This is a genomic window from Sphingopyxis sp. SE2 (assembly GCF_032227185.1).
GTDB lineage: Bacteria > Pseudomonadota > Alphaproteobacteria > Sphingomonadales > Sphingomonadaceae > Sphingopyxis.
The window spans coordinates 651912-670358 of the sequence record NZ_JAPMXW010000001.1; the positions used below are offsets into that span (position 1 = coordinate 651912).

The window sequence follows — 18447 nt, forward strand, 5'->3', positions numbered from 1 at the left end:
GGGGAGAGCCGATCTGCGTCCCGAGGTCCGGCTGACCGACCGACGGGCGAAACTTCGAAACAAGGGGTTGCGTCATGAATGAAGTCGAAACCGCATCGCACGGCCGTCGCGGCCAATTTTCCGGGAACTGGACCAACGGCGTAGACGGCGGAAGCTGGTCGCAGCGGCGCCGGCTGATGACGATGCTGCGCCGCGCGCACCGCGTGCTGGGCGTGGATCGCAAAGATCTGGGCGTGGGCGCGCTTGGTTTCGGCGGCGGCGCCCGCGCGGTGCTGCTGTCATCGGCGAGCGCACAGGGCGTGATCGGCGGCCTGGTTGCCATTGCCGCCATCGGCGCGGCCACGCCCGCCGAGGCGCAATATCAGGCCGGCGGCGGTTCGGCGACGGCTCCCAACTCCATCGCCATCGGCAATGCGTCGGCATCCGGATCAGGCTCGATCGCCGAGGGCGTCAACGCCAATGCCAGCGCCACCAACGCCGTCGCGATCGGCGTCGGGGCGATCGCATCGGAGGTCAACTCGGTCTATCTCGGCGCGCGCACGGTGCCCGGCACGGGCGCCACGGGCGCCGGAGCTATCGCAATCGGCACGGACGTAACAGCAAGCGACTCATGGGCCGTCGCGATCGGGCTTCAGAGCACAGCCTCAGGCGCGGGCGCCGTAGCACTGGGCCGCCTCAGCATAGCGTCAAACGCCGCTGCCACCGCCGTTGGCAACCGCGCCCAGGCGACCGGGGACAGCGCGACCGCACTTGGTGCGCAGGCCTTGGCCATTGGCGCAAGCACCGTTGCCGTGGGCCAGGGTGCCGGCGCCGGATCCACCACGGGCAATGCCAGCTCCGTCGCGGTGGGCATCGCGGCCGGTACGCTCGTTCAAGGGGCGCAGAATACGGCGATGGGCGGCGGCATCGCCAGCGTAATGCGAGGCGCCGGTTCCGGCGTCACGGGGACGCGCAATATCGCCCTCGGGACCGGCGATGGCACCGTTGCCTACGATGCTAGCCTGTCGGCCTCCGCAGGCAGCCTGGTTACGGGCAGCGACAATGTCGCGATCGGAACCAATGCAGGCATCGGCGTTGCCGCCAACGGGACAACATCGATCGGCCACAATGCCAACGCCAGCCAGACCAACGGCACTGCCATTGGCTTTGGAGCAACCGCTACCGGCGTGAACGCCATCTATCTGGGCGGACGCACCGGCGCCGGAACGGGTGCTCTCGCCGAGAGCGCCATCGCCATCGGCACGGACGTGACGGCAAACGTGGCCGACGCCACTGCAATCGGACGTCAAAGCGTGGCATCGGCCCAGTTCGCCGTTGCGATCGGGGTAAATTCCCGTGCGTCCGGCATAAGCTCATCGACGCTCGGCCCCAACGCAGACGCTTCGGGCAACTTCGCACTGGCACTGGGCAATGCTGCTGTGTCGAGCGGAATCGGTTCGGTCGCGATCGGGTCGGGCGCCGAAGGTATGGCCGATGCCGCCGTAGCGCTCGGCAATGGCACCCGTGCGACCCTCGCGCGTTCAACCGCGCTTGGCGTGAGTGCCACGGCAAGCGGGCCAAGTGCATTGGCTGTGGGCGACACAGCGAATGCGAGCTCTTCCAACGCGATCGCGCTCGGCAATGCTGCTACCGCGGCTGGGGCCGACGCGATGGCCCTCGGCACCAGCGCCTCGGTACAGGGACCGAATGCCATCGCCATCGGCAATGGCGCCCTCGCTTCGAACCTGACCAACGGGACCGTCGGGTCGGTTGCGATCGGTAATTCGGCCAGGAGCTCTTCGGACACCAGCACGGCGGTTGGCGGCAACGCGAACGCTGGCGCCGGCTCGACGGCGCTAGGCGGCAATGCCAACGCATCGAACATTAGCGCGGTTGCGATTGGTGGCGGCGCGGGCGGCGCGCAAGCGACCGGTCTTGGTGCCGTGGCGATTGGCGGCGGCAACGGTTCCGGAGTCCAGTCCGCGGCGTCCGCCACCGGGCTTCAGGCCATCGCGATCGGGCAGAACAGCGTCGCCGCTTTCGGGAGGGCGGTTTCGGTCGGATATGGCGCAGTCGCCGGCAGCGGGTCCTCGGTCGCCATCGGTATCAACAGCACGACCGGCGCGACCGGACAGAATGTCGCGCTCGGCAGCGGCAGTACGGCGGATTCGGCCAATAGCACCGGCGGCGCGGTGGCGATCGGCAGGTCGAATACCGCGTTCGGCGACGGCGCGGTGTCGATCGGCGATCCGAGCTATGCGAGCGGCACGGGCGCCTTCACCGGCGGCGCGAACAATATCGCCAATAGCGACGGGACCGCGACCGCCACGGCCGCGAACCAGGCGAATGGCGCTGTCGCCATCGGCAACGAGAATGTAGCCATCGGCCAAGGCTCGGTTGCCTTGGGCAATGCCAGCACCGCGCTGGCCGCGGGCGCGCTGGCATTTGGCGACACCGCTGTCGCCAACAATGCCGGCGATGTCGCGCTGGGTTCGGGCAGCACGACCGACGTGGCGGTGGCGACGACGGGCACTACGATCGACGGCACGGCATATGCTTTTGCGGGCACGGCGCCGACGAGCACGTTGAGCATCGGTGCGCTGGGTGCTGAACGGACGATCACCAATGTGGCGGCCGGCCGGATCGACGGCAGCTCGACCGACGCGGTGAACGGCTCGCAGCTCTTCGCGACCAATCAGGCGGTCGACAGCCTGGGCGTACAGGTCGACCAGAATACGACCGACATCGCCAACCTTGACGGTCGCGTGACGACGGTTGAAGGCGATCTCACCAACCTTGGCGACGCGATCACAAACATCAGCGATGGCGGCGGCATCAAATATTTTCACGCCAACTCGGCGCTGGCCGACAGTCAGGCGCTGGGGACCGATTCGGTCGCGATCGGGCCCAACGCGGTCGCCAACAATGCCGGCGACGTCGCGCTCGGCAATGGCTCGACGACCGACGTGGCGGTGGCGACGACCGGCACGACGATCGGCGGCACCAACTACGCCTTTGCGGGCACGGCGCCGACCTCGACGCTGAGTATCGGGGCGCTGGGTGCCGAGCGGACGATCACCAATGTGGCGGCGGGCCGGATCGACGGCAGTTCGACCGACGCGGTGAACGGGTCGCAGCTCTTCGCGACGAATACGCAGGTAACGCAAAACACCACCGATATCTCGAACCTCGACGGGCGTGTAACGACCGCCGAAGGCGATATCACCAATCTCGACGGGCGGGTGACGACCGTCGAAGGCGATGTGACCAACCTCGGCAACATCATCAACGACATCAACACGGGCGCGGGCATCAAATATTTCCACGCCAACTCGACCGAGCCCGATTCGCAGGCGCTGGGCACGGACTCGGTCGCGATCGGCCCGAACGCCGTGGCCAGTAACGCTGATGATGTGGCGCTGGGCTCGGGATCGGTGACTGACGCTGCGGTGGCAACGACGGGCACTACGATCGACGGCACGGCATATGCCTTTGCAGGCACGGCGCCGACGAGCACGTTGAGCATCGGTGCGCTGGGTGCTGAACGGACGATCACCAATGTTGCGGCTGGCCGGATCGATGGAAGCTCGACCGACGCGGTGAACGGCTCGCAGCTCTTTGCGACCAATCAGGCGGTCGACAGCCTGGGCGTACAGGTCGACCAGAATACGACCGACATCGCCAACCTCGACGGTCGCGTGACGACGATCGAAGGCGACCTGACCAACGTCGGCGACACGATCACCGACATCGCGGGCGACACCTCCGACGCCTACACTGACGCGAATGGCGATGGCATCCGCTATGCCCGCACCAACGAGGCGGGGCTTCCGGAAACCGACGCTTTCGCGCAAGGTGTGGGGTCGACGGCGCTCGGTTATCAGGCGGCGGCGACGGCCGACAACGCGGTGGCCTTGGGCCGCGATGCGCAGGCCAGCATCGAGGGTTCGCTCGCCCTCGGCGCCGGTTCGGTTTCCGACCGGGCGATTGCGCCGACCTCGGGTACATTGCCCGCGGGGATCGGCTTCGTGCCCTTCAATACCACCGACGCGACGTTGCTCGGTGCCGTGTCGGTCGGTAATGCGGCGACCGGCGAGTATCGGCAGATCACCAACGTCGCCGACGGCACGCAGGCGCAGGATGCGGTGACGCTGCGCCAGCTGCAGGGAGCGATCTCTTCGGTCTCGGTGACCCCGGTGCAATATTTCCATGCAAATTCGTCGGCGGTGGACTCGCTCGCCGCGGGTGCGGAATCGATCGCTGTCGGGCCAACCACCGTCGTCAATGGCGACAATGGCATCGGCATCGGCAATGGCGCGATCGTCCAGATGACCGCGCCGGGCGGCACGGCCATCGGCCAAAATGCGCAGGTTTCGCAGGCCGACGGGATCGCCTTGGGCACCAACTCGATCGCCAACGGCATCCAGTCGATCGCGATCGGTCCCGGCGCCAACGCCAGCTTCTCGGGCAGCGTGGCGCTCGGCGCGGGAGCGACGACCTCGGTCGGCTCGCAGACCGGCTATACCGCCTATGGCCTCGCGGCGCCGCAGAACTCGGCGGGCGAAGTGTCGGTGGGAAGCGCGGGCGCCGAGCGGCAGATCACCAATGTGGCGGCGGGTTCGGCTCCGACCGATGCGGTCAACGTCAGCCAGCTGGAAGCGGTCGCGCAAAATGCGAGCACCCAGATCACCAATCTCGACAACCGGGTAACCACCGTCGAGGCCGACGTCGCCAACCTCGACAATCGGGTGACGACGGTCGAAGGCAATGTCACCAATCTCGGCGACAGCGTGGCGGCGGGTCTTGGCGGTGGTTCGACCTATGACCCGGTCACGGGCACGGTGACGACCAACCTCAATGTCGGCGGCAACAATTACAGCAATGTCAACGACGCGCTGCAGGCGCTCAACACGACGGCGAGCGCCGGGTGGAATCTTCAGGCCAATGGCGGGCCGGCCACCAACATTCCGTCGAACGGCACGCTCAATGTGACCGCGGGCTCCAACACGGTCGTGACGTTGAACGGCAATCAGCTCCAGGTCGCGATGGTCGACAACCCCACTTTCAGCGGAATGGTGACGGCCAATGGCGGGTTGACGGTGGGCCAGAACACGACCGTCAACATGGGCGGGAACGTCGTGCAGAATGTCGGAGCAGGTGCGGTGACCGCGACGTCGACCGATGCTGTCAACGGGTCGCAGCTCCACCAGGTGCAACAGGTCGCCAACAACTCGGTCCAATATGATGCGAGCGGCAATTCGGTGACCTTCAACCCCGGCGGGTCGGCGACGACATTGCACAATGTCGCGGCCGGTGTGGCACCCACCGACGCGGTCAACGTCCAGCAACTGGGCGAGGGGCTCGCGGAAACACTTGCAAGCGCCAACGCCTATACCGACTCGCGGTTCGCGGACTTCGACTTCGATCTGACGCAGGCGCGGCGCGACTCCTTCGCCGGCACCGCGGGGGCGCTGGCGGCGGCGGGCCTTCCGCAAGCGTTCGAGCCCGGCCGTGGTATGCTTGCCTTTGGCGCCGGCACTTATCGCGGCCAATCGGCCTTCGCGATGGGCTTGTCGCGGGTGATGGATGACGGGCGCACCGTCGTTAAGATCGGCGCCACCTATGACACGCAGGAGCGCGCCGGCGCCAATGTCGGCGTCGGGTTCCAGTTCTGACCGGGCCATTCCTCATCTGATCTTCCATGGAGGACATCATGAAAACCAAATTTGTCACGCTGCCGATCCTTTCCGGCCTCGGCCTCCTGAACCCGGTCGCGGTCGTTGCTGAAGACGCTCCAGCAACACCCGCTTCGATCTATGTGGCGACCGTAGACCCCGCCGCATTTCATAAAAAGCCGCTTGAGCACAAGAAATTGGGAGCGACCGTTAATCCCGCGACCGTGCGGATGATCACCCCCGGCGTGAACAAGTCCGACATTTACAGATGGATCGGAGCGCCGCATTTTGGCGAAGGAATTACGCGGCGATGGAATTACGTCCTGTTCTTCCCGGCCGCCCCGGGCAGCACCGAGCGTATGCGCTGCCGGATGGAGATCCGCTTCGTGCGCCCGCGCGGCTATTATAATGTGACCGCGTCCGAAGTGGTCTGGCAGGAACAATCCTGCGCCGACCGGGTTGCGGCGGCGAACTGATTGAGCCAGAGACGGCGACATGCGCTTCCCTGTCATGCTCGCCGTCTCTGCGTTCGTCTTTTTGGGCGCCCCGGTATCCGCGCAAACCTTCGGTCCACCGATCCCGGGCATGTGCCTTTTGTCGCGCCCCGCGGCGATCGGCGCGTCGCGCGCGGGCCAGTCGATGCAAGCACAGCTCAAGCAGATGCAGGCATCGCTCTCCGCCCAGCTTGCCCAGCAGCGCGCCGCAATCGACCAGCAGCGGCGGGCGCTCGAAGCCCGACAAAACGCCACCGCGCCGATCGAATATCAACGCCAGCTTGCGGCCCTCAATCAGCAAGCGCTGGCGCTCGATCAACAGCAGAATGCCCGCTTTATCGCGGCGCAAACCCGCGGACAGCAGCAGATCGACCGGGCGCTCAATGAGGCGCTTTCGCGCATTGTCACGCGCTCGGGGTGCAGCGTGGTTTTTGAACGCGACAATGCCTATGGCTGGAACAACGCCATGGATATTACCGAGGCGGTTGCTCAGGAGATGAACGGCTTGTTGCAAGCCGTTTCGCTCAACTGAACCCGGAGGGATTCCGACGTTGCGGCCGGTCGTAACGTAACAACCGTTTCTTGGAAGGACGGCCGCTCCAGCGCGTATCGTGCCCGACCTGCCGATCGTGCATCCCGAAGGCTCATGGATGCAATGTCGGCTTCTGACGCTGCCGGGCTCCAGCCGCCTGACCGCAAGCGGCTAAAACGGGCGCGGCGACCCGTTTCTCGGCCGGCCGGCATCAATCGAATGTGAAACGCACCCCGACAGCAAAGGTACGCGCGAGCAGCAGGGTGCCGAGATTATATTTCTCTGCGTCGCCGACGTTGTCGAACCGGTAATAATTCTGCTGCTTCGATTTGAGCAGATTCACCGCGTCGAAGGTCACGCCGACCCGGTCGGTGACGTTCCAGGTGAGCTGCAGGTCGAGGCTGTCCTCGGGCTGGAACCAGACGCCGATCGGATTGGCGAAGAGGCGCGCTTCATTGTTGTGGAGGAACGCCTTGCGCCAGATGTAGGACAGGCGGGCGCTGACCGGTCCCTTGTCGTATGCGAGCGTCGCATTGTACGACAGTTTCGAGACGTTGAAGAAATCCGACTGCGTATCGCCGGTGATATTGCCCGCCGAATCCGACATCGGGATCGTCTGGTTGGAATCGAGGACCGTCAGGCTGCCCTGGAATCCGAGGCCGTCGAGCGGGCCGGGCAGATAGGTGGGGAAATAGGTCAGCCCCACTTCGACGCCCTTGAGCACGCCGTTCGAGGCGTTCACCGGCCGGGTGATCGCGAAATAATCGGTGGCGCCGGCGACAATCCCGTTGTTCGGGATATATTCGCGCACCGTGAGCGGCACCACCAGCCCGTCGATTTCGCGGCGAAAGCCGGTCACATAGATTGCGCTGTCGCGGTCGAAATACCATTCGAGCGCAAGATCGTAATTCTTCGAATGCGTGGGTCGCAGATCGGCGGTGCCCGCGGTGCCGCTGCCATAGCCCACATTGGTGAGGTCGCCGGTCAGCGAATAATTGGGGTTGATGTCACCGAAATTCGGGCGGCGCAGCGTTTCGCCATAGTTGAAGCGCAGGCGCAGGTCCGGCGTGATCTCGTAGCGCGCGGTGAAGCTCGGCAGGAATTTCTCGCTGCCGTTGCTGGCACGGGTCAGCGCGCCGCCATCCAGCCGATTGAAGAAGTTCGACTTGGTGTTGACCGAGACATAGCGGACGCCGGCCTGGAGATGGAGCGGGCGGCCGAAGACTTCGACCTCGGCATCGGCGAGCGCATAGGCCGACATCGTGATCTCGCCGATGTCAAAGACGCGGTCGAGCGACAATTCGTCCGAGAGCAGCAGATTATTGGCCGGATTGGCATTGTAGAGCGTCCGGATCTCGTCCGCATTGTCGTGCAGCCAATAGCCGTTGCCGAGCACCCAACTGGTCGGCACGTCGGCGCGGCCGTCGAAAAAGCCCGAGTTGGTGAACAACGCGCCTTCGGGCAGGGTGGAGAGTTGTACGCCGAGGCGACCGGCGCTCTGCTCGCGGACGAAGGTCGAGGCTTTGCGATCGTCGTAGCGCAGCCCCGCCTTGATGCGGCGCAGGAAGCCCTCATCCCAGCTGTAATAGCCGTCGAGCGTCAGGGTCAGCGCGCTGCCCTTCGCCTTGTTGGCATTGTCATAGAGTTCGGCGACGTTCCAGACGCCGGGGTCGGCGAGCAGCGAATCGTCGTCGAAGTGGAAGGAGGGGACGCCGCCACCGGCGTTGAAATCGACCACAATCTGGTCGGCGACGCGGTCGGTGCGCAGAGCGATGAAGCTCGTCTTGTTTGTGCTGGTCTGATAGGCGAGGTCGGCGACGATCTGGCCGCGGTCCCCGTCGACGTCCCATTTCCCGTTCAGGGCATAGACGAAGCTGTCGGTCTTATTGGTCGCGAAGTCGCCGCTGTTGAAGCCATAGACATCGTCGACCGTGCGCGCCTTGACGATGTTGGTGCCCTCGTAAAGCTCGACCGGGCCGGGGTTGCCCCACCAGTCGACGAAGCTGAATTGCAGCGAGTTGAAGGTGCTGCCGCGGAAGCCCGCGTAGAAGACTTCGGCGGTATAGACCGAGGAGTCGTTCGGCGCCCACTGCAGAGCGACATTGGCCGAGGGCCGCTCGCGCTTGCCATAGAGGTCGGAGCTGAACACCGCGTCGCGTGACAGATAATAAGGCACGTCGACGCCGTTGATGTTCAGCGTCGAGCCGGCCGCAGCGGGCAGGCCGTAATCGAGGCCGGGCGTCCAGTTGATATTATCCGGGCCGGGGAAAATGCGCTCGAGCGGCACGAAACCCGATCCCGCCGGCGGCGTTTCGGTCGCGAAAGGCACCATCGCGCCCGCCGTCGTCGACATGTTGCGATATTTGGTGCGGCTCCACGACCCGTTCACCAGCAGCCCGATGTCGCCGATGCCGGTTTCCCAGCGGTCGCTGACGAGCAGCGCGACGTTGGGATTATAGCTGTCGGCCTGTTCGTTGTAGATGCCGCGCGCAAGGCCGGAGATGGCGAAGCCGTCGAAGTCAAAGGGGCGGCGGGTCTGCACGTCGATCTGGCCGGCGAGGCCGGTTTCGATCTGGTCGGCGGCGCGGGTCTTGTAGACATCGACGCGATTGACGAGGTTCGCCGAAATGTCCTGCAAGGCAAAGGACTGGCCCGCAGCCGTGAAGATGTTGCGGCCGTTCAGCGTCGTGAGTGGATCCGGAAGGCCGCGGATGGTGACCGCCGCCGCCTCGCCGCCGCCGCGATCGGTGACCTGGATGCCGGTGACGCGCTGGAGCGCTTCGACCACATTGTTGTCGGGCAATTTGCCGACATCCTCGGCGACGATCGCGTCGACGATCTGCGTCGATTCCTTGCGAACGTTGAGCGCGCCTACGATCGAGGCGCGCACGCCGGTGACGATGATTTCCTCTTCCACCTGCGAGGCGGTAGTATCCGCCTCCGCCGCATCTTGCGCGCGTGCGACGCCCGACAGGCTCAAGGCCAGAATGGATGCGGTGCAGAATGCAATCGATCGGAACGCCATCGTCAAAACCCTCCCAAATAGGGCTGGCCCATACCATGCCCTCAACAGCTTAAGGCTGGATATTTGTCGGAGTTAATAATTGCAAGAAGAATCTTCCGGAGGCACGCAAAAGCCGATGTGTTCCCTGTCTTCCGAGAAATGGTGCACGGGACCGCCATCCGTTTGTCAATTTTTTGTCAGAGTTTATGAATCCCGTTCAAATGGCGACCCAAATCGATACCGCTTCCGCCGCGGGCGCCAGGCGAAGCGCCTCGCCGATCGCCGCTATCGCCCGACCGGGGTAGGCCCGCGACAAGAAGCGCACCCGATCGGCTGCGCCACCGTCGACCCGCTCGAAGATGTCGGCATTTGGCAGCGGGGTGGACGCGTCCTTTGGCGCGATTGTTATCGACCCATCGGGGCGGGCCACAAGGTGGTGGCTGGGCATGAGGATGGGCGAAAGGTGGATGCCGCCGCCAGGAGCCGGTGCGGTCCGGAACTGCGTCGCCGCCAGCGCAGCGGCCCCGACGAAGGCGCGGCCGTTTTCATGCGCCAGCCACGCGCCAGGGCGTGCGAGCGAGGCAAAGCGGTCGGGAAGGGGCCCATTGCCGACCGGGACGCCGAAATCGGGCGTGCCATCCGCGTCATAATAGAGGCGCTGGATGCGCGTGTGGCGGTCGGGGTTGAACAGCGGGTCGCCCTCGATCGCTTCATAGTCGCGGCCATGATAGACGAGAATGTCGCGGCCCTGCTCGTCGACGGTGAAGCTGTTGTGGCCGGGGCCGTAGACCGAGGTTTCGGGACAGCTTGTGAACACCGGGGTGGGCGATTTGGTCCAGGCGCGCGGGTCCATCAGGTTGGCGTCCTCGTCGATGGTCAGCAGGCCGAGGCAATAGCGCGCGTCGGTCGCGCTGGCCGAATAGGTCATGAATAGCCGACCGTTGCGGTGGAGCACGGCGGGTGCCTCGGCGACCTTGAAGCCGCGGATTTCCCAGTCGAGCGTCGGCACCGTCAGCCGCGCGGGCTTTGCCGCGAGCGTCAGCGGCGTCGCCAGCGGGGCGATATAGAGGTTGGAATTGGTCTCGATTCCCGGTTCGCGCTGCGCCCAGGCGAAATAGCGCGTGCCGCGATGCGAAAAGACGGTCGAGTCGAGGTTGAAGCTGTCCCACGGCGTCTCGAACCGGCCGAGTACCGCCCATCGGCCCTCCATCGGGTCGGGGCCGTCGCAGACCACGGCATAGGTGCGAATGCGGAACACATCCTCGCCGCCGCCGCTGGGGCCGGCCGCGAAATAGACGATCCAGCGGCCGTCGATCAGGTGAAGTTCGGGGGCCCAGATGAAGCCCGACATCGGGCCGCTGGCCTGATGCCGCCAGAGCACGACCTCCTCGGCCGTGGAAAGCCCGGCGAGGGTGCGCGAGCGGCGCAGGACCAGCCGGTCATATTCGGGCACCGAGCCGGTCATGTAATAATAGCCGTCGTCGTGCCGGAAAATCTGCGCATCGGCGCGCTGGCGAACGAGCGGGTTGGCCGGACCGGCGGCGGCGGGCGGAGTGGCGGCGTTCAGGATCGACCGGCCGGCGGGGGCGCAGGCGACCGGCAGCAGGGCGGCCGTGGCGGCAAAGGCGCGGCGCGAAAGATAGTGGGTCATGACGGTCCTCTCCAGTCATTGTGGGTCGTTGCCCGATCCGCGCGCGGCGCGGTGGCCGGGCGGGTCAATATTCGGCAACGGGCCAGCCGTCCGCGCCCCATCGGATGGGCGCGAGGCGCAGCGTCGGCGCGCCGTTCGCCTGCTTGTCATAGGCGTGCCAGACGACATAGGTGGTGCCGTCGCGATCGTTGAAGGCGCCGGCATGGCCCGGCCCGCGAAAGCGCTGCTGCTCCTGAAGGTCGGCGCGCAGGAAGATCGTGCCGCCGCCTTCCATCAGCTTGCTGCCGTCCTTGCCGAGATAGGGACCGGTGATGTCGTTCGCGCGGCCGACGACAGTGTAATAGGTGCTGTTCACCCCTTTGCAGCAATAGTCATAGGACAGCAGGAGGTAATAGAAGCCGCCGTGCGGGATGATGAAGGGCGCCTCGACCGGGGCGGGGCCGCCGGCGGGCGCGGGGCGGCGCGCGATCGAATAGGGCTTCGCGCCCGGCGCCGGCTTGCCGCTTTCGGGGTCGAGCGCGAACAGCTTGATCCCGCTCCAGAAGCTCCCGAGTGCCAGCCAGTGCCGTCCCTGCCGGTCGATGACGAAATTGGGGTCGATTGCGTTGAAATCGTCGGCGGGGGTCGACATGACCACCAGCCCGCGGTCCTTCCAGCCATAGTTTTTCGCCTTCGGATCGAGCGTCGGACTGGTCGCGAGCCCGATTGCCGAGCGGTTGGAGCCGAAGGTGGAGACTGAATAATAGAGCCGATACTCGCCGCCAACAAACGAGATGTCGGGCGCCCACAGGCCGGTCGCGCCGGGAATGGCTTGTGTCGCCCATGCGGGGATCGCGGGCAGCACCGGCCCGGCGTCGGTCCAGTGCAGCAGATCCTTCGACGTCTTCGCCGCGATACGGTCCCCGGTGGCGAAGACATGATAGGTGTCGCCCTCGCGGATGATCACGGGATCGTGCGTCGGGGCAAGGTCGCCCGAAAGTCTGGCGCCCATCGTGGTCGCGGGCACGGGCTGTTCGGCCCGTCCCTCCGCCGCGACCGCGATCGCGCCGAGCAAGGCGAAGCCGGCGATCGCGGCACGCGCCTGGCGCGACACATCCACCGCCCTGCTCATCGCAGCTCGATCACCACGACCGACCGCGCAGGCAGCGTCACGATCAGGTCGCCGCCCTTGATGCTGGCGCCGTCGAAGGCGACCGGCCTGACGGCGTCGGGTGCGTCGAAGCTGTTGTGCGCATTGATCGCGGGCGCGGTCAGCAGGCGCCCGGCCGCCGCCGACGCCTTCACCCCCTCGAGCCGGACGGTCACGCGGTTCGTTTCGTTCGGGTCGAGGTTCGACAGCGCGACATGGATCTTTCCGTCCTTGCCTCGCACCGCCGAACCGCTGACCGCGGGCATTGCGAATGCGCCCTTGGAATAGCGCGGCGTGTCGATCGTGATCGGCAGCACGCTGGCGTCCTGCCAGGGTTTGTACATTTCGAAGACATGATAGGTCGGGGTGAGCACCATCCGCTCGCCGTCGGTCAGGATCATCGCCTGCAGCACATTGACCATCTGCGCGATCGCCGACATGCGCACGCGGTCGGCATGTTTCGCGAAAATGTCGAGATGGACCGAAGCGATCAGCGCGTCGCGCAGCGTGTTCTGCTGACGAAGGAAGCCGGGGTGCGTGCCGGGGTCCTGCGCATACCAGGCGCCCCATTCGTCGACCGCGAGGAATATCCGCTTTTCGGGATCATATTTGTCCATGATCGCGCTGTGCCGCGTGATCAGCTCGTCCATCCGCCATGCCTGCTGGAGCGCATCGGCCCAACCGCTCTCGTCGAAATTGACGGGATCGGCCTTCGGCGGCCAGCCGCCCTGTGGCAGCGTGTAATAATGCAGCGAAACGCCATCGAGCTGGCCGGCCGCGACGCGCATCATCGTCTCGGTCCAGTTATAGTCGTCGACATTGGCGCCGGCGGCGATCTTCATGATCCTGGTCTCCGCCGGCGCCTTGATGAAGGTGGCGTAGCGGCGGGTCAGGTCGGCGGCATATTCGGGGCGCATGTTGCCGCCGCAACCCCACAGCTCATTCCCGACGCCGAACCAGGGCACCGCCCAGGGCTCCTTGCGGCCGTTCTTCGCCCGTTCATCGGCCAGGCTGCCGGCGGGCGCGGTCATATATTCGACCCATTCGGCCATTTCGCGGGGCGAACCGTTGCCGACATTGCCCGCGACATAGGCCTCGGCGCCGATCTGGCGCACCAACTCGAAAAATTCGTGCGTGCCCACGCTGTTGGGTTCGGTCACGCCGCCCCAATGGGTGTTGATCTTGGCCGGACGCGCCCCTTGCGGCCCGATGCCGTCGCGCCAGTGATATTCGTCGGCAAAACAGCCGCCCGGCCAGCGGATCACCGGCACCGCCAGTTTGCGCAGCGCGCCGACGACATCGTTGCGGAAGCCGTTGGTGTTCGGAATTCTGCTGTCCTTGCCGACCCACAGGCCGCCATAGATGCCATTGCCCAGATGCTCGGCGAACTGGGTGAAGATTTCCTTCTTATAGACCGGCCCGGGGGTGCCGGCGCGGATCGTCGCCGCTGTCGGCCTGTCCTGCGTGTCGGCATGGGCCGTTCCCGCCAATGCGGTGGCGCAAAGCAGGAGGGCGGCGCTCGTGCGGCGCAAAGCCTTCAACATTCTCTTCTCCCTTTTCCCAATATATCAGTCGTAAAAGGCTTCGACACTCTCGCGCCGTCCGCGCAGAAAGGCGTCGGCGACGAGGCGAAGCGGGTCGATGTCGACGTCGCTTCGCCCGCCGCGAATGAGGTTGGCGAAGCGCGAATAGAGGCCGGGATATTCCAGATCCTCGTTATGTTCGGTGCCCGAGGGGAGCGAAAGCACCGCGCCTCCCTGCGAAAGGCGGAGCGTGCCGGCGTCGGTCTCGACGATGATGTCCCAGCTTTGCGGCCCGGTCTGGCGCCAGTCGAGATCCATGTGGATCGGCGCCCCCGTCGTGTCGCAAAGCGCGAGGTCGGCGGCGATCGGCGCAGCGCGGTTGGCCGGAATACCGAGGGTTGCTGTCTTCAGAAAGACCGCGCGGGGAAGGATGTGGGTCAGGATCGACAGCGCATTGATCCCCGGATCGAACACGCCGAGCCCGCCGGGTTCCCAGATCCAGGCCTGTCCGGGATGCCAGACGCGCACATCCTCGCGCCATATGATCGACACATTCGTGATGCGCCGTTCGGACAGCCAGGCGCGTGCCGGCGCGACGCCGGCGGCGAAGCGCGAATGCCAGGCGGCGAACAGCGTGACGCCGACCTTGTCGGCGCGCTCGCGCAGCGCCGCCACTTCCGACAGGGTGGCGCCTGGGGGCTTTTCCATAAAGACGTGAATGCCGCGGCGGAGCGCCATCGCGGCAAGCCCGTAGCGGACCTGCGGCGGGGTGCAGAGCGCAACGGCGTCGATGGCGGGCCCCTTGTCGAGCAGTTCCTCGAGGCTTTCGAGATGCGCGATGCTGTCGTCGGGTCCGCGGTGGTCGGGACTGACCGTCGCGGCGAGGCTGAAGGCCGGCGTGCCGGCGATCGCGGGCAAATGCTGGTCGCGGGCGATCTTGCCGACGCCGACCACGGCGATGCGGATCGGGTCCATCGATCAGAGCATCCGGACGTCGACGGACCGCGCCGCGCCGCGGATGAGCGCATTGGCGATCGGCAGGGTGAAGGGCGCGGCCGAAATCTCGAACATGTCGCCTTCGCGCGGCGTCACGCCGTCGCTGAAAGACAGGGTGGCGGTGCCGAAGAAATGGACATGCACGTCGCCGGGCCGGCGGAACAGATCATATTTGAAATGATGATGTTCCAGATTGGCGAAGCTGTGCGACATATGGCCTTCGCCCGACAGGAACGGCTTTTCCCAGACCGAACGGCCGTCGCGCAGAATCCGGCTCGTCCCTTCGATATGTTCAGGCGGCGCGCCGAGCAGAAGTTCGGGGCCGAGCGCGGCCTGGCGCAGCTTTGAATGGGCGAGCCACAGATAATTGTGGCGTTCGGTGACATGATCGCTGAACTCGTTGGCGAGCGCGAGGCCGAGGCGCCAGGGCGTGCCGTCCTCGCCGACGATATAGATGCCGGCCAGTTCCGGCTCTTCGCCGCCATCCTGTGCGAAGGGCGGCATCTCCAGTGGATCGGCAGGGCCGACGAGCTGCGACCCGTCGCCCTTGTAGAACCATTCGGGCTGCTGCCCGGCGCTGCCCGGCGCGGGTTTGCCGCCCTCCAGCCCTTCGAGGAACATGCGCATCGAATCGGTCTGCTTTTCGCCCGATGCTGCCGCCTGGTGCATCTTGTCGCGGCCCTCGGCCGACCCGAGATGGGTGAGGCCGGTTCCGGTCATCAGCAGATGTGCCGGATCGGGATGGTCGATCGGCGCCAGCAGCCGGCCCGCCGCGAGCGCCGCCGCGATGTCGACCGGATCGCCGCGTCCGCACGCCCGCGCGGTTTCCGCGAGGTTCGTGCCCGCCGCGATGGCGCGGAGCGCGAGCTCGCGGACGCTGGTCGCGCCGGGCAGGAAATGGGCGCTGTCCCCCTCGGCGAAGATGACCGAGCGGGCGCCGTCGGGCGCCCTATGTTGAAGCAGGCGAAGGTAGGCCATGTTCTCTCCCTGCCACGACGCCGAAGCTGAAGAAGGCGCCGCGGGATATGCTGGTTATCAGTCGAACGTGAGGCGCCCATCGATCAGGCGGGGCGCGCCGTCGCCGAAGGCTTTGTCGCGCAGTTCGGGTGGCAGCACCGGCTGAGCGAGATTCTGGTAGCTGATCGGGCGCAGAAACCGGTCGATCGCGAGGCTGCCGACCGACGTGGTGCGCGAATCGGATGTCGCCGGAAAGGGACCGCCGTGGACCATCGCGTGGCACACCTCGACCCCGGTCGGCCAGCCGTTGGCGAGGATGCGGCCGGCCTTGCGTTCGAGCAACGGCAGCAGGCGCGCGGCGAGCCCTTCGTCGGCACCGTCCATGTGCAGCGTCGCGGTCAGCTGGCCTTCGAGCCCGGCGAGTACGCCGGCGAGCTCGGCTTCGTCAGCACAGCGCACGACGAGCGAGGAGGCGCCGAAGACTTCAGCTCCCAGTGCCCGATCGGCGAGGAAGGCCGCGGCGCTGGTCTGGAACAGCATCGCGCCGCCATGCGTCCGGTCGCCCTCGGCGCCACACGCGAGCGTCGCGACTGCCGGATTACGGGCAAGGGCGGCGGCGCCGCGTGCATAGGCTTCGCGGATGCCGGTGGTGAGCATGGTCTGCGGCGCAGCTTCGGAAACGGCGTCGGCAGCGGCGGCGACGAAGGCGTCGAGACCCTCGCCCTCGATCGCCAGGACCAGCCCCGGATTGGTGCAGAATTGACCGGCGCCCATGGTGAGAGACGCGACGAACGCGCCGCCGAGTGCCGCCCCGCGCGCTTTGAGCGCCGCGGGTAGCAGCAGCACCGGATTGATGCTCGACATTTCGGCATAGACCGGAATCGGCACCTCGCGCGCCTGCGCGAGCTTCACGAGCGCGAGTCCGCCCGCGCGCGAGCCGGTGAACCCCACCGCCATGATGCGCGGGTCCTGCACCAGCGCGGCGCCGAGATCATTCGACGGGCCGCTGAGATGGCCGAACACGCCCGCGGGAAGGCCCGAGGCCGCCACAGCCCTGGAAATCGCGTCGGCGACGAGCGCGCCGGTGGCGGGGTGGGCGGGATGGCCCTTGACGATGACCGGACATCCGGCGGCAAGCGCCGAGGCAGTATCGCCGCCCGCCGTCGAGAAGGCGAGCGGGAAGTTCGAGGCGCCGAACACCGCGACCGGGCCGACCGGAACCATCCGCAGCCGAAGGTCGGGGCGCGGCAGCGGCTGGCGGTCGGGAAGCGCGGGATCGATGCGGATCCGGCGCCAATATCCCTTGCGCACGACGTCCCCGAAGAGGCGGAGCTGGCCGATAGTGCGCCCGCGCTCGCCCTCGATCCGCGCCCGCGGCAGACCGCTTTCGGACATGGCGGTCTCGATCAGCGAATCGCCGATCGCGAGAATCTCGTCGGCGATACGGTCGAGAAAGGCCGCGCGCGTGTCGCCGTCGGTCGCGCGATAGATGTCGAATGCCGCCTCCGCCGCGGCGCCGGCGGCGGCGACATCAGCGGCACCGTGTACGGGAAGCGACTGGCCTTGCAGCTCACCGGTCTCGGCCGCCACGGAACGAAAATCTGGCATTGGGTCCTCCTTATTACTCCGACATATTATGGACGGACGAGAAACGCAATCTTTGTCGTTCCTTCGCGCGGCGAGGACTGTTAGGCTCCGGGGAGGAGGCATATCGATTGGCTATGGAAAACAGGCTCGCAAAAGCGTCAGATAGCGCCAAGACTTCCGAGGAGCCGCGTGGTCCCGGAAGGCGGCTGCATGGGGCCATCGCGCATCGGCTGGGGACCGATATCTTGTCTGGCAAATATGCGCCGGGCGATGTCCTGTCGGGGGAGGTCGCCTTTTCCGAGGAATTGCAGGTCTCGCGCAGCGCTTATCGCGAAGCGATCCAGGTTCTGACGGCCAAGGGGCTCGTCGCGAGCCGGCCGAAAGCGGGAACGCGCGTGCTGCCGCGCGACCGCTGGAACCTGCTCGATCCCGAGGTGCTGGGCTGGGCTTTCGCCGGCGAGCCCGACATCGAGTTCGTCCGAAACCTGTTCGAGCTGCGCGCGATCGTCGAGCCGGCGGCCGCCCGCCTGGCCGCCGGACGCCGCGACAAGGCCGATCTGAAAGCGATGAAAGAAGCGCTTGCCGCCATGCGGCGGCACACGCTGACGACCGAAGGGGGGCGTGCTGCCGACCGGGATTTTCACAATGCGATCCTTCACGCCACGCGCAACGAGGCGCTCATGGCGCTGAGCGCCAGCATCGGGGCGGCGGTCAACTGGACCACGCAATTCAAGCAGCGCACCCGCGCGTTGCCGCGCAACCCGATCCCCGATCATGCGCGAGTGTATGACGCCATCGCCGCGGGCGACGGCGACGCGGCCGCGCAGGCGATGAACCAGCTCGTCGAGCTGGCGCTCGATGATACGCGCAGCGCGATGGATGCTTAGCTGATCCGCCGGGCGCCCTCTCTGGCGGGAGGG

General features: G+C 66.3%; 11 protein-coding genes. 4 read left to right on the top strand and 7 right to left on the bottom strand.

Annotation, left to right across the window (positions count from 1 at the left end):
- The first annotated feature begins 74 nt into the window (after positions 1 to 74).
- Genes OVY29_RS02950 through OVY29_RS02960 form a run of 3 tightly spaced genes read left to right on the top strand, consistent with a single transcriptional unit; the run spans position 75 to position 6680 of the window.
- Positions 75 to 5654, top strand: coding sequence for a YadA-like family protein (locus tag OVY29_RS02950; RefSeq protein WP_313910844.1), 5580 nt, complete (start codon positions 75 to 77; stop codon positions 5652 to 5654).
- 26 nt (positions 5655 to 5680) lie between these two features.
- Positions 5681 to 6130 carry an outer membrane protein assembly factor BamE gene (gene bamE / locus OVY29_RS02955; RefSeq protein ID WP_313910845.1) on the top strand — a complete coding sequence of 150 codons (450 nt, stop codon included), beginning with the start codon at positions 5681 to 5683 and terminating at the stop codon, positions 6128 to 6130.
- A 19-nt stretch (positions 6131 to 6149) separates the two neighbouring features.
- A complete protein-coding gene (locus OVY29_RS02960) occupies positions 6150 to 6680 on the top strand; it encodes an OmpH family outer membrane protein (RefSeq protein WP_313910846.1) in 531 nt (176 codons plus the stop codon).
- 211 nt (positions 6681 to 6891) lie between these two features.
- Here the strand turns inward: OVY29_RS02960 and OVY29_RS02965 are convergent, their stop codons facing one another.
- The 7 genes from OVY29_RS02965 to OVY29_RS02995 all read right to left on the bottom strand — a co-directional run bounded on the left by OVY29_RS02965 (position 6892) and on the right by OVY29_RS02995 (position 17548).
- Positions 6892 to 9705, bottom strand: coding sequence for a TonB-dependent receptor (locus OVY29_RS02965; protein WP_313910847.1), 2814 nt, complete (start codon positions 9703 to 9705; stop codon positions 6892 to 6894).
- Positions 9706 to 9901: 196 nt separating this feature from the next.
- Positions 9902 to 11335 (bottom strand): glycoside hydrolase family 43 protein, encoded by a 1434-nt coding sequence (locus OVY29_RS02970; RefSeq protein ID WP_313910848.1) that lies wholly within the window; start codon positions 11333 to 11335, stop codon positions 9902 to 9904.
- A 64-nt stretch (positions 11336 to 11399) separates the two neighbouring features.
- Complete coding sequence (locus OVY29_RS02975; protein ID WP_313910849.1) at positions 11400 to 12446, bottom strand: arabinan endo-1,5-alpha-L-arabinosidase; 1047 nt, start codon at positions 12444 to 12446, stop codon at positions 11400 to 11402.
- A complete protein-coding gene (locus tag OVY29_RS02980) occupies positions 12443 to 14008 on the bottom strand; it encodes an alpha-L-arabinofuranosidase C-terminal domain-containing protein (protein WP_313910850.1) in 1566 nt (521 codons plus the stop codon). Before OVY29_RS02980 ends, OVY29_RS02975 begins: the two co-directional genes overlap by 4 nt.
- A gap of 24 nt (positions 14009 to 14032) precedes the next feature.
- A complete protein-coding gene (locus OVY29_RS02985) occupies positions 14033 to 14962 on the bottom strand; it encodes a Gfo/Idh/MocA family oxidoreductase (protein ID WP_313910851.1) in 930 nt (309 codons plus the stop codon).
- 3 nt (positions 14963 to 14965) lie between these two features.
- Entirely contained in the window at positions 14966 to 15961 is a 996-nt protein-coding gene (araD1, locus tag OVY29_RS02990; RefSeq protein WP_313910852.1) for an AraD1 family protein, read from the bottom strand.
- A gap of 57 nt (positions 15962 to 16018) precedes the next feature.
- Positions 16019 to 17548: an aldehyde dehydrogenase (NADP(+)) gene (locus tag OVY29_RS02995; protein ID WP_313910853.1), complete on the bottom strand. Its 1530-nt coding sequence runs from the start codon at positions 17546 to 17548 to the stop codon at positions 16019 to 16021.
- Positions 17549 to 17661: 113 nt separating this feature from the next.
- Here OVY29_RS02995 and OVY29_RS03000 point away from each other — a divergent pair, with 113 nt between their 5' ends.
- A complete protein-coding gene (locus OVY29_RS03000; protein ID WP_313912036.1) occupies positions 17662 to 18414 on the top strand; it encodes a FadR/GntR family transcriptional regulator in 753 nt (250 codons plus the stop codon).
- Positions 18415 to 18447: the final 33 nt, after the last annotated feature.

Excerpts from the sequence above, each read along its gene's own strand:
- OVY29_RS02950 (WP_313910844.1), top strand. The coding sequence starts at position 75 with ATGAATGAAGTCGAAACCGCATCGCACGGCCGTCGCGGCCAATTTTCC.
- OVY29_RS02975 (WP_313910849.1), bottom strand. The coding sequence starts at position 12,446 with ATGAGCAGGGCGGTGGATGTGTCGCGCCAGGCGCGTGCCGCGATCGCC.
- OVY29_RS02995 (WP_313910853.1), bottom strand. The coding sequence starts at position 17,548 with ATGCCAGATTTTCGTTCCGTGGCGGCCGAGACCGGTGAGCTGCAAGGC.
- OVY29_RS02980 (WP_313910850.1), bottom strand. The coding sequence starts at position 14,008 with ATGTTGAAGGCTTTGCGCCGCACGAGCGCCGCCCTCCTGCTTTGCGCC.
- OVY29_RS02985 (WP_313910851.1), bottom strand. The coding sequence starts at position 14,962 with ATGGACCCGATCCGCATCGCCGTGGTCGGCGTCGGCAAGATCGCCCGC.
- bamE (WP_313910845.1), top strand. The coding sequence starts at position 5,681 with ATGGAGGACATCATGAAAACCAAATTTGTCACGCTGCCGATCCTTTCC.
- OVY29_RS02970 (WP_313910848.1), bottom strand. The coding sequence starts at position 11,335 with ATGACCCACTATCTTTCGCGCCGCGCCTTTGCCGCCACGGCCGCCCTG.
- OVY29_RS02960 (WP_313910846.1), top strand. The coding sequence starts at position 6,150 with ATGCGCTTCCCTGTCATGCTCGCCGTCTCTGCGTTCGTCTTTTTGGGC.
- OVY29_RS03000 (WP_313912036.1), top strand. The coding sequence starts at position 17,662 with ATGGAAAACAGGCTCGCAAAAGCGTCAGATAGCGCCAAGACTTCCGAG.
- araD1 (WP_313910852.1), bottom strand. The coding sequence starts at position 15,961 with ATGGCCTACCTTCGCCTGCTTCAACATAGGGCGCCCGACGGCGCCCGC.
- OVY29_RS02965 (WP_313910847.1), bottom strand. The coding sequence starts at position 9,705 with ATGGCGTTCCGATCGATTGCATTCTGCACCGCATCCATTCTGGCCTTG.